The organism is Nocardia sp. NPDC050175, assembly GCF_044459885.1.
Taxonomy (GTDB): domain Bacteria; phylum Actinomycetota; class Actinomycetes; order Mycobacteriales; family Mycobacteriaceae; genus Nocardia.
The window spans coordinates 1-13,415 of record NZ_JBITJI010000013.1; the positions used below are offsets into that span (position 1 = coordinate 1).

General features: G+C 60.5%; 13 protein-coding genes. 10 read left to right on the forward strand and 3 right to left on the reverse strand.

Going from position 1 to position 13,415, the window contains the following annotated elements; genetic code table 11:
- Together ACIBK2_RS34710 and ACIBK2_RS34715 are read right to left on the reverse strand one after the other, a co-directional pair.
- Positions 1-206: hypothetical protein (locus tag ACIBK2_RS34710; RefSeq protein WP_396974151.1), on the reverse strand; the 206-nt coding region annotated here is incomplete at its 3' end.
- Complete coding sequence (locus tag ACIBK2_RS34715) at positions 125-508, reverse strand: PadR family transcriptional regulator (protein ID WP_396973634.1); 384 nt, start codon at positions 506-508, stop codon at positions 125-127. The genes ACIBK2_RS34715 and ACIBK2_RS34710, both read right to left, overlap by 82 nt.
- A 762-nt stretch (positions 509-1,270) precedes the next feature.
- Between ACIBK2_RS34715 and ACIBK2_RS34720 the strand changes: the two genes are divergently transcribed.
- The 6 genes from ACIBK2_RS34720 to ACIBK2_RS34745 all read left to right on the forward strand — a co-directional run bounded on the left by ACIBK2_RS34720 (position 1,271) and on the right by ACIBK2_RS34745 (position 8,852).
- On the forward strand, positions 1,271-2,344 hold the full coding sequence (locus tag ACIBK2_RS34720; RefSeq protein WP_396973636.1) for a fatty acid desaturase: 1,074 nt from the start codon (positions 1,271-1,273) through the stop codon (positions 2,342-2,344).
- Positions 2,345-2,399: 55 nt separating this feature from the next.
- On the forward strand, positions 2,400-3,281 hold the full coding sequence (locus tag ACIBK2_RS34725; RefSeq protein WP_396973638.1) for an EamA family transporter: 882 nt from the start codon (positions 2,400-2,402) through the stop codon (positions 3,279-3,281).
- A 44-nt stretch (positions 3,282-3,325) separates the two neighbouring features.
- On the forward strand, positions 3,326-5,017 hold the full coding sequence (locus ACIBK2_RS34730; protein ID WP_396973640.1) for a flavin monoamine oxidase family protein: 1,692 nt from the start codon (positions 3,326-3,328) through the stop codon (positions 5,015-5,017).
- A gap of 108 nt (positions 5,018-5,125) precedes the next feature.
- Complete coding sequence (locus tag ACIBK2_RS34735) at positions 5,126-6,559, forward strand: amino acid permease (protein WP_396973642.1); 1,434 nt, start codon at positions 5,126-5,128, stop codon at positions 6,557-6,559.
- Positions 6,560-6,664: 105 nt separating this feature from the next.
- Complete coding sequence (locus ACIBK2_RS34740) at positions 6,665-7,609, forward strand: diiron oxygenase (protein WP_396973644.1); 945 nt, start codon at positions 6,665-6,667, stop codon at positions 7,607-7,609.
- Positions 7,610-7,619: 10 nt separating this feature from the next.
- Positions 7,620-8,852 carry an ATP-grasp domain-containing protein gene (locus ACIBK2_RS34745; RefSeq protein ID WP_396973646.1) on the forward strand — a complete coding sequence of 411 codons (1,233 nt, stop codon included), beginning with the start codon at positions 7,620-7,622 and terminating at the stop codon, positions 8,850-8,852.
- A 10-nt stretch (positions 8,853-8,862) separates the two neighbouring features.
- On the opposite strand, the gene ACIBK2_RS34750 is transcribed toward ACIBK2_RS34745, so the two are convergent.
- Positions 8,863-9,291, reverse strand: coding sequence for a gamma-glutamylcyclotransferase family protein (locus ACIBK2_RS34750; protein ID WP_396973648.1), 429 nt, complete (start codon positions 9,289-9,291; stop codon positions 8,863-8,865).
- A gap of 143 nt (positions 9,292-9,434) precedes the next feature.
- Here ACIBK2_RS34750 and ACIBK2_RS34755 point away from each other — a divergent pair, with 143 nt between their 5' ends.
- The 4 genes from ACIBK2_RS34755 to ACIBK2_RS34770 are packed head-to-tail and all read left to right on the forward strand — an operon-like array spanning position 9,435 to position 13,358.
- Entirely contained in the window at positions 9,435-10,403 is a 969-nt protein-coding gene (locus ACIBK2_RS34755) for an O-methyltransferase (RefSeq protein ID WP_396973650.1), read from the forward strand.
- On the forward strand, positions 10,400-10,987 hold the full coding sequence (locus tag ACIBK2_RS34760; RefSeq protein WP_396973652.1) for a GNAT family N-acetyltransferase: 588 nt from the start codon (positions 10,400-10,402) through the stop codon (positions 10,985-10,987). Before ACIBK2_RS34755 ends, ACIBK2_RS34760 begins: the two co-directional genes overlap by 4 nt.
- Positions 10,984-11,988 carry an SIS domain-containing protein gene (locus ACIBK2_RS34765; RefSeq protein ID WP_396973654.1) on the forward strand — a complete coding sequence of 335 codons (1,005 nt, stop codon included), beginning with the start codon at positions 10,984-10,986 and terminating at the stop codon, positions 11,986-11,988. Before ACIBK2_RS34760 ends, ACIBK2_RS34765 begins: the two co-directional genes overlap by 4 nt.
- Positions 11,955-13,358, forward strand: coding sequence for a hypothetical protein (locus ACIBK2_RS34770; RefSeq protein ID WP_396973656.1), 1,404 nt, complete (start codon positions 11,955-11,957; stop codon positions 13,356-13,358). Before ACIBK2_RS34765 ends, ACIBK2_RS34770 begins: the two co-directional genes overlap by 34 nt.
- Positions 13,359-13,415 lie beyond the last annotated feature (57 nt).

A 13,415-nucleotide genomic window follows, 5' to 3' on the forward strand; every position in this document is an offset into this window, starting at 1 on the left:
AGGTCGATGCTGACCTCGGCATCGGACTTCATCAGCGCGTCGGCGGCATAAATCCCGGCCGGTCCTGCACCCACGATGGCGATGCGGAGCGGGCGAGTACCGGCAGAGATGGGTGACGTTGCGTTCATACGGTCGCGCCAGATTTTATCGGCTCGCTCCATGGCATTACAGCTGAAGCTCTGATCCGAGAATGTAGGTCGAGACATCGATGAATAGTGTTGAGGGTTGTATTCAGCTCGGGAACCCATTCCCTGATCGCCTGTTGTCCCGCAGGCCCGATCTCGTATACTTTGCGGACCGGACCTCTCTGCGAGTGGTGAACTCGATGTTGGATGAGGCCACGTCGCTCGAAGATGCGCAGACGTCGGTAAACGGTTCCTGGATCGTCGTTGTAGAAGATACCTAAATCCATCAGACGATGAACAAGCGAATAGCCGTGATCCGGACGCTCCGAAAGCAGTAATAATATACTGATGTCCGTAAGGCCGCCTGCGTAGACCGCAGTCATCTTCCCCCACCTTTGAGTCCTGTTTACGATCTTTTAACTGCGGCATTGGTTCATTGGCTGCAACGTGGCATGTGGCAGCTATCACATTGCTGAGTTGAATAGCATTGCCCGTACGTTGCCGGCTGCATCTGGCGACGCGTCCACATTGTCTACTCGAATCCCGATGTTCATGTCAAACCGGCTGTGCTCTGCCGTAGGTAGTTGTCATTAGCACAGGAGACGCCATTTTGCTGCATCGACATCTTCGGCGAGTCCGGCTAGGGCCGGTGGCGAGTGGCCGAACCTGCCGGTGCGGCCTATTCGCGTGTCGTTCTGCAATTGTTCAACGCGATTTATGGTGCGTGTGCACGCCATCGTCGGTAGCGGCCGAGGCGGGGCCGGCCTGCGCGGATGGCCCCGCCTCGGCCGCTGGGCCCGGGTGACAGCGTTCTGACCAGACGTATGTAAAGGCGGGATGGCGGGGGCTGCGGCAGGCGGTCATGCATCGAGGGAAGTACTGGCAGGTTGCCAATAGGTCGGTCACACTTACGGTGCACAGCGGTTTGCCGCAAACTGGCCTCGTGCGGCTGCGATTCCGTAGCGCGCAGTCATGGAAAACCTCGGGGGAGAATGTGTGCGCATATCGGCGTGCGAAGCAGTCGTCGGTGGGTGGCCATCCGGATTACGGATATTGCGAACTCGATCAGGGCCACAACAGTGAACATGCGGACCGCAGCGGAGTTGTCGACGGCAGGAAAGCCGCAGTAAGGTTTGAGAAATCCTATGTTGGTTGAGGAAAAACGCGGCGATAGTGCCTCGACGATTCCGGGTCGGGTACCTCGCTACAAGTTCGATCGAGAGATCGAGAACGAAGTAAAAGCGTTACGAAAGCTCGACAATTGGCATGGCCCCCTGGCATTGCTCGGTGACTGGTTGATCATCGCGGCTGCCGTCGTCGTGTGCGCGCAGCTGACGGGGTGGATGTGGTGGCTCGCTTATCTATGCGTTGCCATGCCGGTCATCGGCACTAGGCAGCGTGCGTTCGCGACATTGCTGCATGAGGCTGCGCACGGGACGCTGGCCAAGAACAAGCGCCTCAACAAATTCCTCGGAACATGGCTTTCCGCGTATGTGATACTCCAATCCTTCGAAGCTTATCGGCGCAGCCATGTTCGTGATCACCACGGAAGTTTCGGCGACGTGCGTACAGACCCGGACCTCCGGGCACATATCACCGCCGGGTTGTACAGGCCGCAGTCGGGTGCGAGATTCGCGTGGCGCTATCTGGTGATGCCGCTGCTGGGACGACAGACTCCGGCGATCCTGCGGGAGTTGGTCGTTTCCCGGCTCTCTGGAACCAGGGACGAGGTTCGACGTGGTCTCGGTGTCGTGTGCTACATGGTGGCGATAGGCTTGTTCTGCTGGGGAATCGGCTACGGAACCGAATTCCTGCTGTATTGGATTGTTCCGCTGTTGATCGTATTTCCGTTGGTCAACTGGTACATCGAGATACTGGAGCATTTCCCCCTCGTCGGAAATAACAATATCGAAGTGCAGACTACTCGGCACCGTGTGCTCGGACCGATCTCGTATCATTTCCTGGGTATGCACAACGAGGGATTTCATCTGGATCATCATCTCTCACCCATGATTCCGTATTGGAATTTGCCTAGAGCGCACCAGGCGCGGTTGCGCGATCCTGTTTATGCTCGGGCTATCGAGGAGACTGCGCCTCGATCGCGGACCGTCTTCTGGCAGTTCATAAGTATTGTGCGCCAGGTTTCTGATGGTAAGACGAGTGCGCGTCTCGGAAAATTCACAGATATCGAACTCATCGATCGAACCGACAACAAGTGAGGGATATTGAATGACGGACCTCGGATGCTATTTTCGAATACCAGGATTCGAGTGAATGATTGATCTGCCGATAAAACGATTCCAGCTGCGGGGCGTACAGGCCTCCGCCGCGATGGGCATCGTGGCGATGCTTTCGGTGCAAACCGGTGCAGCGGTGTCCACCAGCATGTTTCCGTTGACCGGAACCAGCGGTGCGGCCTGGCTGAGATTGCTTGTCGCCGCAGTTGTTCTCATGGTTGCGGTGCGGCCACGGCTCCGTGGGATGTCACTCAAGGCAGCACTGTATGTGTGTGGCCTCGGGGTGATGTCAGCATTCATGACAATCAGCTACTTCGGCGCCATATCCAGGATTCCGCTGGGTACGGCAAGCTGCCTCGAATACCTCGGTCCCTTCGTAGTGGCTGTCATAGGCTTGCGGACTCGCCGCGATCTGATGTGGCCGGTCCTTGCCGTACTCGGCGTCGTCCTCGTGTCGCAACCCTGGCATGACGGATTCGATGCGGTCGGTGTGTTGCTGGGGGTCGCTGCGGGCGCCTGTCTGGGTGGCTATGTAGTGCTGAGTCAACGGGTCGGGGATTCCTTCGAAGGTTTCTCCGGTTTGGCTATCGCTATGGTGGTTGCCTGTGTGGTAACCGGGTTCTTCGGTGCGCCGGATGCACTCGACAGCCTCGATATCGAGATCATCGGCACCGTGCTCGTATCGGCGATACTGCTGCCGTTGCTTCCGTACATATTGGAGATGGTTGCGCTCCGGGGTATGACGACAGGCGCATTTTCCATGCTGATGAGCTTCGAGCCTGCGCTGGCATGTTTGATCGGTTTCATAATCCTGAACCAGACAATGTCAATTATTCAACTGGCGGGCGTTGTCTGCATTGTGCTGGCAGGGACGGCGGCAGTTCGGCTCGGAGATCGTCTTGAAGCGTCTGTCGAGTAGGAAGACCAGTAAATCTGTATTCGGAAAAGGAGCAGTAAACCGGTATGACCATCCCGATCGGGCCCGAAGGCAGTCACGACAGCTCTGGTGAACCGCCGCTGACAATGTTCGGTCCGGATTTTCCGTTCGCCTACGACGATTATGTGCGCGATCCCAAGGGCATCGGCTCGGTCCCGGCGCATGCCCACGGCCAGCGCGTCGCCATTGTCGGTGGCGGTCTGTCAGGCGCTCTCGTCGCTCGCGAGCTGGTGCGGATGGGCTTGCGTCCGGTGCTCTACGAAGCCGACCAGATCGGCGGCCGGATGCGGTCCATGGCATTGGACGGCCATCCGGGTATCGCCGCCGAGATGGGCGCGATGCGATTCCCGCCATCGTCGACGACGCTATTCCACTACCTGGACGAGATGGGTCTGGCCACCACCTCGTTCCCGAACCCGCTCGCCGAGGCCACGCCGAGCACGGTGATCGATCTCAAGTCCAGCACCGAGTTCGCCCGCACGCTCGACGATCTCCCCGAGATTTACGCCGAGGTCACCGAAGCATGGCGGTGGACGCTCGACAAGTACGCGGAAGCGCAGCCGCTCGGCGATGCCATTCGCAGGCGCGATGCGGCGGCCATCAAAGACATCTGGAACGAGCTGGTCCGCCGTTACGACGACGTCACCTTTTATGGCTTTCTGTGCCAGTCCGAAGCATTTTCGAGATTCGAGCTGCGGGAGATGTTCGGGCAGGTCGGGTTCGGGACCGGCGGCTGGGACACCGATTTCCCCAATTCGATTCTGGAGATCCTGCGAGTTGTCTACACCGCCGCCGACGACCACCACCGCGGCATCGTCGGTGGCTCGCAACAGCTTCCGCTGAGGCTCTGGACCGTCCCGGTGGACCACGCAGCACACTGGCCGACCGGTACCTCGGTGCAGTCGCTGCACGAGGGCGGCAGGCCGCGACCGAGGATCGTCGAGCTGCGGCGCACGCACCCGGGCAACATCACCGTTGTCGACGAATCCGGTCGCATCGAAACGTTTCCTGCAGCGGTATTCACCGGTCAGAGCTGGATGCTGCTGAATACCATTCGCGCCGACGAGAACCTGCTGCCGATCGATCATTGGACCGCGATCGAGCGCACTCACTACATGGGATCCACGAAGGTCTTCGTTGCTGTCGACCGGCCGTTCTGGAAGGACATCGATCCCGACACCGGCCGCGAGGTCATGAGCATGACCCTCAGCGACCGGATGACCCGGGGCACCTATCTGCTCGACTTCGGCGACGACAAGCCGGGCCTGATCTGCTTGTCCTACACCTGGGCTGACGATTCGCTCAAGCTGCTGCCACTGAACGCCAACGAACGCATGGAGCTCATGTTGAAGTCGTTGGACGAGATCTACCCGGATGTCGATATCCGCAGTCACATCATTGCGTCGCCGATGACGTTGTCGTGGGAGACCGAACGCGACTTCATGGGCGCGTTCAAGGCCAACCTGCCGGGTCATTACCGCTATCAGCGCCGTCTGTACACCCACTTCATACAGGACCGACTGGCACCGGAGTATCGGGGTTTCTTCATGGCCGGTGACGACGTGTCCTGGACGGCCGGCTGGGCCGAGGGCGCGGTTCAGACCGCACTCAACGCTGTATGGGGGGTCATGAACCACTTCGGCGGGCGTACGCACCCAGACAATCCAGGGCCTGGCGACGTCTTCGACGACATCGCTCCTGTCGACCTCGACGCCTGATGCCGCACTCGCACCGTAATCCCCTCGTTGCTTGCCATACGAATCGGTCGATGGACCAACGCAATTCACGAACCGATCAGTTCCGTCTCATCGACCCAGGAGCCCGGCATGGCCACATGGACCACTCAGATATTCCGGCGCAAGCCGGTTCTGCGCATGGACTCGGACGCCGGCACTGATGGCGGCGAACTGTCGCGGACTCTCGGTCTCACCCAACTGTCGCTGTTCGGTATCGGCGCAACCATCGGCACCGGAATCTTCTTCGTCCTCTCGCAGGCGGTACCGATAGCCGGTCCGGCGACAATAATATCCTTCGTTGTCGCAGGAGTCGTCGCGGGGCTGACGGCGATCTGTTATGCCGAACTGGCCGGGGCTGTGCCCGTATCCGGCTCTTCATATTCGTACGCTTATGCCACACTGGGGGAATTGCCCGCGGTGGCGGTCGGTGCCTGCCTGCTGCTGGAATACGGTGTCTCTGCCGCCGCTGTTGCTGTCGGCTGGTCGCAGTATCTGAATGTGCTGTTGAACAACCTCTTCGGTGTGCAGCTGCCGGACTTGCTGTCCCGGTCGCCCGAACAGGGCGGGATCATCAACCTTCCGGCTGTCGTCCTGATTGCCCTGTGCGGAATAGTGTTGATTCGCGGGGTGAGTGAATCCGCTACGGTCAATGCGGTGATGGTCGCGGTAAAGCTGGCCATTCTGGCCCTGTTTATCGTCGTCGGTATCACGGGCTGGAACAGCAGTCACTTCAGCGAATTTGCGCCGTTCGGGATGAATGGCATCATGTCCGCGGCTGGCATCATCTTCTTCTCCTACATCGGTCTCGATGCTGTGTCGACAGCGGGTGAAGAGGTGAAGAACCCGCGTCGGAACATGCCCCGGGCTATTCTGATAGCCCTAGTAGCGGTCACCGCTGTCTATGTTTCTGTCGTCGCTGTGGCGATCGGTGCTCAGCCGCTGGGAGACTTCACCGGCCAAGAGGCCGGAATGGCTGCCATTCTGCAGAAGGTCACCGGATCTACCTGGCCGGGCACGGTGCTGGCGATGGGTGCGGTCGTGTCTATCTTCAGCATCACTCTGGTCGTCATATACGGACAGACCAGGATTCTGTTTGCTATGTCACGTGACGGAATTATCCCGGAGCTGTTTCATCGGGTGAACCCACGCACTAGGACACCGGCGCGGAATACCGTCGTCGTCTGTACCGTTGTAGCTTTACTCGCCGGCTTGATTCCGATCGATTTTCTCGCTGAACTGACGAGTGTCGGGACGCTGGTCGCCTTCGTCGTGGTCTCGATCGGCGTCATCGTACTGCGGCGAATCGAACCCGATCTGCCACGCAGTTTCAAGGTACCGGGCTATCCGGTCACTCCGGTGCTCTCGGTGGTCGGGTGCATTTGGATTATCAAGAACCTACGGCCGGTCACCATCTACGTGTTCTTGATGTGGGTCGCGATCGCGTTGCTCTGGTATTTCTTCTATGGGATCAGATACTCCCGCCTGCATAGCGATAAGCAGGCCGAAATCCATTCTCATATCTGAGCTACTGACAGGAAAAACATGTGTGGCATAGTCGGATTGTTCACCGGATGTGGTGCGGTTACCTACTGTCCGCGCCAATCGGGAGTTCAGCGCAGCCAGCAAGGGGTGGTCGCCGGTGAGCTCTCCAATGACCGGTACCGAAGCCCGTTTCGCAGCTGGGACGAGCGGGCCGCCGTCCGGTCGGCTCCGCGCCGGGAACTGCCGTCGGAAACTGAGGGTCAGCATTTCTTCTCTCCCGATTTGGTGCCACTCGCCCGGCACGGCCGGGTCCGGAACTTGCCGCCGGATCTGTTCGACCAGCTGGTAATCCAGCATCTCTATCGTTATCTTGATTTCACCGCGAAACTGGAACAGTTCGTGGTCAATCGGACTGCACTCGGTATCGCACAGGGAACCATCGGGATTCTCGTTCCAGCCGAAATGCGCCTCGATGCCCACCGGATTTACTGCGACGAGGCTTATCACGCGCTGTCGGCTGCCGAGCTGATGCACCAGGTGGAACTCCGCACCGGGGTCCGGCCGATGTTGCCGGAGGTGCCCTATTTCATGACGAGGCTTGCCGAGATCCAGCAGCGCATGGGTTCTTCGTTCAGCGCCCTAGCAGAAATAATCTTCGTCATCGTCTCGGAGACGCTCATCTCCGGGACATTGAGCGAGATTCCCGACGACCCAGAGGTCGTGCCGACCGTCAGTGAGGTCATTCGCGACCACGCGGCGGACGAGGGGCGCCACCACACGTATTTCGCCCATTTTCTCAAGGAGCTGTGGGCACAGTCTGATCGATCGACTCGCCGTATCGCGGGGTTGTTGGCTCCAGAGATGATCCTTGCGTTTCTCCGACCCGATGTGCCCGCTATGCGTGCCGAACTGGTCGGCTATGGCTTCAGCCGCGACACCACCGAGCAGATCCTCGCCGAGATTCTGCCGGAGGAGCTGATCCAGGCGACCGCGCGTGGTGCCGCGCAGCAAACCGTACGGCACTTCGCTCGGCTCGGCGTCCTCGATGACGCGGAGACCATGGAGGCCTTCCAAAAGCATGGGCTGATTTGAGGAGATGACCATGACTACGAACCCGGCAGTTCTGATCCTCGGCGGCACCGCCCCGGTCTGGGCTACCGACGGTAGAGACATCGCCGTTCGGTCGATACGACAGTTCAGGGCCAGGGGAAGCAAGATTCTCCTGACCGATACCGCTGCAGCGCTCAACGCCAATCCGGAGCTCGCCGCGGCGGCAGATGAGGTCCATTCGCTCGACTTCACCGATCCCGGCGCGTGCGTGGCGTGGGCTCAGTCGTATATCCGGAACGGGCGTATCGACGCGGTGGTCGGCTTCCGGGAATACGCAATGGTGGCGGTCGCTGAAGTGGCATCGGCGCTAGGCCTGCGGGGCAACGATCCTCAGGTCGTGCGACGAGTGCGGAGCAAGGACGCGTGTCGAGAATTTCTGCGCAAGTCAGGATTCGCCCAGCCGGACCTCGTGTTGTGTTCCGACGTCGATCAGGCGCGAGAATTCTTCGATCGCCATGCCCACGCGCCGATCATCCTCAAGCCCAGGGACCGCTGTAACAGCGAAGGGGTCAGTTTGGTTACTGACGCCGCCGCGCTGCCGGCAGCGTTCGAAACGGCACGTGGTGAGGATGGCGTGGTGCTCGCCGAGACGTTCGTGGAGGGTGCCGAGTACAGCGTGGAAGGGTTGTTCGCGGGCGGTGTACCCACCGTTCTCGCTGTCACGGCCAAAACCCTGTCGCCGGGTTCGTTCCTCGAGGCGGGGCACACGATGCCGGCGGTCCTACCCGATCATTTGCGAAGTGGCATCGAGCGAGAGACCGTGCGAGCACTGTCCGTACTCGGGCTCAGCACGGGTCCGTTCCATGTGGAGTGTTGGCTGACGCCGCGTGGGGTGGTTCTTGGCGAAGTACACGCAAGGCAGGGTGGGGATGGCATCCACGCACTCCTCGAATGGTGCCACCCTGGCCTGGAACTCTACGGCTACTGGTTGGATGACCTTCTTGGACGGACACGCCGGCTTCCGGTCGTGCCCCGGCGCGGTGGAGCAGTACGTTTCTTGACCCCGCCGGCAGGCACCGTCGCTCGCGTGCGCGGCTGGGACGCTGTCGCCGCTCACCCAGCGGTCTTGGCATCAGCCATCGACCTCGACTCTGGTACAGAGATCGGGCCACAGCGGAGTAACGGCGACCGTCGCGGCATGGTCATGGTTGGCACCGACCAGCCGGATGCGGCTGGTCGGGTTGCCGACGAGCTGATCGGGATGATCGATGTCGAGGTCGCCTGACCCGACAGCGTCACCGGCCTGCCATGGGCGTTTGACGCGCCGCCCAGCCAGCGCACTTCTCCAGGTAGGTGGGCAGGTGGGCGGCGGCGAACGCTTGCCGATCCCAATCGGTGGCGTGGACGAGGCTTTCGTCCACGCACACGTAAGCCCAGCCCTGTCGGTTCTCGTCCAGGCTCAGTACTTGCTTTGCGTACATCGGACCTTCGAACAGATCGATGAGGTCGAGCTCCTCGGGACACAAATCGAGCAGCAACATTCCGGCCACTCGACTATTGCCCGGGACCAGCCCGGGAAACGGACGCTCCCGCAATGTGGCGTTGCGCCAGCCACCGGCTACGGCAGGGACCATACGCGGCGTCCGTGCCAGGAGCACGTGTAGGACTTCAGGAAAGGTCAGGCTGCCGTATACGAACAATGGAATCTCGGCCGGATCCGTCATGAGTACCCCTCCCACAGCATGAATTTCGTGTCCAGCGGAGCTTACGGGAACTGATGCGAATCCGGCCCACCGATCCCCGCACGATCCAGAAAAGTCACGGCATGGTGCTGTGACCCATGCGTACAAGATGAGGAGCGTTGATTGTGATTGCCAATTTGCCCGACATAGAGTTCTCCGGTCCGGTTTTCGATCTGATAAACCATGCGCTGCGTGACATTCCGCAGTACCGCGCCTTCTGTGCTGGTCAACTCAGCCGAACCGACTACTGTTCGTGGCTGCAGTCAGGGGACCTGCGGCCCGACGACATCGGACTGAATGCTGACCAGCTCAATTTGTCCACGCGGTTTCCGATGGATGAGCGGAGCATGGTCGCTCATGTACTCGCACAACTACGGCACGACGGTGTGATCACTTCCACCGACTACCCCGAGGCCGGGTTCGACGAATGGCGTAGTCGAGTGGTAAGTACGTTCGACCACGCCGGACAGCGTACGTATATCTTTCCCGAAGAGGAACGACTGCTGTTCGCTCTGAGTCACATCGCTGCGCCCACCCGTGCGGTCTTTGCTGGTTCCTACTATGGATACTGGGCTGTTTGGGCGATGCCGGGAATTCTCGCCGCAGGCGGTACTGCCACGCTGATCGACATTGATCCAGACAATATGGCGTTGGCCGAGCGCAACTTCAAGGCCATGGGCTGCGCCGATGTTGTCGAATTCGCCGTGGCCGACGCGATCGAGGCGGGCCGTGGGCTCGAAACGGTCGACCTATGCGTCCTGGATGCCGAAGGTCCGAAGCCCACCGATGCCCTACCGACGCTCTCTCCAGATCTCATCGACAAAGCCATCTACTACCCGATCATGGAGGCAATCACGCCCGCCGTGCGCCAGGGCGGCGTGCTCGTTGCGCACAATGTGTTGTTGCGGAATCTGACCGACAACGCATATTTCGAAGATCGGATCGTCGAAAACAAACGGCAGTACGCCAAGTTTCAGCAGCACCTCGACGGCTACTACGATGTCCAGCGCGTGCTGGATACCTCCGAGGGCACCGGCGTCTATCGGCGTCGGCGGCCCCATGCCTCCGGCCCGATGCCGAGTACCGCGTCATGACCACAGACACCGAGCATGCGACGCGGTTCCGTCCTCTCGTCGAAGGCGATCTCGTCGAGGTCCAGGCGATCTACAACCACGCTGTGCGATACACCGATGCGACTCTCGACCATGAGGAGAAGTCCCTCGACGAGCTGCGCTCATGGCTGGTCGCTCACAACTACCGCTATTTGGCGCTGGGAGCGCAGAACGCCAAAGGCCGACTTGTCGGATACGGCACGCTCAGTCCCTTCTCGTCGCGGATGGGCTACCTGGCCAGTGCGGAGCTCTCGATATATATCCACCCTGATGGCAAAGGCCGCGGTGTCGGCGGCGGGCTCTGCGCCCGGCTTACTGATTACGCCAGTCTTGCCGGGATGTCCGCCGTGGTCGCTTTCGTTTCGACGAGCAACGAGGCATCCCGGCGGATGCTCTCGCGATCTGGCTATCAGGTCGAAGGAAAGTTGCGCCAGATCGGCTACAAGGCCGGACAACTTATCGATCTGGAGATTTTCCAGCGCGTCTTCGATGCCAACTGCGCCCGCTACGACGGAACAACCCTGACCGAATTGATTACCGCATTCAACGAGGAGCTGCCCCGATGACCGCCTTCGACAAACACATCGCCGAACAGCCGGATGTCATCAACGCTTTGCTCGAGGCTGAGCTGCCGGTCCTCGACCCGGACCGTCCGTTGATCTTCACCGGTGTCGGCAGCTCGATGCACGCCTGTCGCATCGCGGAGGCATGGGTCCGTTGTCTCGGCCGTGGCCCCGCACCGGCCACCGCGATCGAGGCTCACGATCTGGCGTTGACAGGGAAAATTTCTCCCGATCATCAGATTGTGGTCGTGAGCCACCGCGGAACCAAGCGCTACCCCAATCGGGTTCTCCGCCTCGCAGCCGATGTCGGCGCAACAACCATCGCCGTGACCGGGCAGGGGCCGACAGAGCCCGGTGCCGACGTGGTCGTACGTACGTGCCCCCAGGAACAGTCCGGAACCCACACTGTCTCCTATACCGCGGCGCTCACCATCCTGGCCCGACTGGCGGCCGGCTATGTCGGTCACCGGGGACAGCCCTTGGTAGAAGCCCTTACCCAAGTTCCCGGTGCCTTGCGGCAGTCCCTCGAGCTGCCGATTTCTGGCGCGGCCGTTGAAACGTTGGCTGCCGCGACAACCCCGGCCATCATCGCCGGGACCGGCACAGATGCGATCACCGCCGCCGAGGCGGCCCTGAAGATCAAGGAAGGGACCTACCGTTGGGCTGAGGGCCTGCACACCGAATTCGCATTGCATGGAACTCCTGCGGTCTACACGTCCGCAACTACCGGATTTCTCCTGCGCCCGATGGGACCGGATGGCGGACGGACCCGAGACCTGGAGACGCTGCTGCGCACAATCGGAGCCCCGGTCTTTCACTGCGGCGACGATGAAGGCGCCGATCTACCGGTGGCAGCGGTGCCCGCCCTGGCCAGGCCACTGGTCGCGATCGTTCCGTTTCAACGCCTGGTATCGCTGGTCGCTACCCGCACCGGTGCCAGCCCCGATCACATCCACACTGACATCGAGCCGTGGAAATCGGCCATGACGCAGGTCGAGCTGTGATCAACCGGCAAGGCGACGAACATCGCGCAGCCTTCGTCACTGACGCGTACCTGCGGGATGAACGACTTGTCACTGTCATGACCGAGACCGCGTTCCCGGAGGCTTACCACCGATGCTGGGGCAGCAGAATGCTTTCGCGCCCGCTGTTCGTCGACGCCGGCGAGATACGTGATATCGCCGATGATCTGCAACGTTTCTTCGCCTTGCTCACCGCGCTGCCGGAGCGCTGCTACGGCGGGGACGTCGATCGCTACTGCGCTGATCTCGGGATCGCGGCCGACCGTGCGGCAATTCTCGAGCGCTTTGCCACCGCTGAGCCCACTCGGTATGGTCGCGCCGATCTCTACCATGACGGGTCCGGCTTCAAACTCCTGGAATTCAATGTCGCCAGCGACCTTGGTGGAGTGGATCGGGCGCAGATGCAAAGGTCCTTGCTGACCCATCCGCAATTCGCTGAGTTCGCCGCCGAGCACAGTCTCGACTACGTCGATACCGGACAACTGCTGGCAGATGCTATACGGCAGGCCAGCGCCGACATGACAAATGGCCGCCTGCCTCGGATCGGGCTGGTTTGCGCCCGAGGCAGGCTGGCCGGGCTCCGTTATCTTCTATTCTCTTTCGTAGCAATGATGCGCGAGATCGGTCTCACGGTTAGTGTCGGGGAACTCGACGGGCTCTCCGAGCGCGGTGATGCTCTCCATCTCGACGGCAGCCCGATTGATGTGGTGTTCCGTTTCTTTACGGTGGACGACGTCTGTGCGGTGAGCGATGCTGCGAACTATGCAGAGCTCGCCTTCCGTGCCCATGAAGAGGGGCGCGTGCTGCTCTGGACCCCCATGAACAGCTCGCTCTATTCTAATAAGGGCACACTGGCGATGCTTTCCGATCCACGGTACGCGAATCAGCTTGCCGATGACGATCGGAACCTGATCGACCGTCTGCTGCCGTGGACGCGTCTCTTGGAGGGCAATCACGAGTTCGATCTGCTCGACTATTGTCTTGAAAATCGGCAGGAGTTGCTGCTCAAACCACTGCGAGACTTCGGGGGTGGTGGCGTCATTCCCGGCTGGGAATGTTCCGAGCATGCTTGGGAGCGAGCTATTCGCGACGGAATGGCCGCATCGCAGATACCGGCGAGCGGGCTCGGCAACCGCTGGATCGTCCAACGGCGCATTATCCCTAGAACTGAACCTGTGATCGATCCGCAGACTCGAGAGATTTCCGAATGGACCGCTGCTTGGGGCATGTTCTTCACTCCGCAGGGATATGCCGGCACCGATGTCCGGGCGGCACCCAGTAACAGAGCATCGGTTGTCAATTACACGACCAACGACGCCACTCGTATATCGGGGGCTTTCTCGGTGGGTTGATGTTGCGAAGAAGTTGAGTGCAGTAAACATTCGAGGGCACTGCGCGGCATCGGCGCA

Bases quoted from the DNA above. Each gene is read 5' to 3' on its own strand.
- ACIBK2_RS34715 (WP_396973634.1), bottom strand. From the start codon at position 508: ATGACTGCGGTCTACGCAGGCGGCCTTACGGACATCAGTATATTATTA.
- ACIBK2_RS34720 (WP_396973636.1), top strand. From the start codon at position 1,271: ATGTTGGTTGAGGAAAAACGCGGCGATAGTGCCTCGACGATTCCGGGT.
- ACIBK2_RS34725 (WP_396973638.1), top strand. From the start codon at position 2,400: ATGATTGATCTGCCGATAAAACGATTCCAGCTGCGGGGCGTACAGGCC.
- ACIBK2_RS34730 (WP_396973640.1), top strand. From the start codon at position 3,326: ATGACCATCCCGATCGGGCCCGAAGGCAGTCACGACAGCTCTGGTGAA.
- ACIBK2_RS34735 (WP_396973642.1), top strand. From the start codon at position 5,126: ATGGCCACATGGACCACTCAGATATTCCGGCGCAAGCCGGTTCTGCGC.
- ACIBK2_RS34745 (WP_396973646.1), top strand. From the start codon at position 7,620: ATGACTACGAACCCGGCAGTTCTGATCCTCGGCGGCACCGCCCCGGTC.
- ACIBK2_RS34750 (WP_396973648.1), bottom strand. From the start codon at position 9,291: ATGACGGATCCGGCCGAGATTCCATTGTTCGTATACGGCAGCCTGACC.
- ACIBK2_RS34760 (WP_396973652.1), top strand. From the start codon at position 10,400: ATGACCACAGACACCGAGCATGCGACGCGGTTCCGTCCTCTCGTCGAA.
- ACIBK2_RS34765 (WP_396973654.1), top strand. From the start codon at position 10,984: ATGACCGCCTTCGACAAACACATCGCCGAACAGCCGGATGTCATCAAC.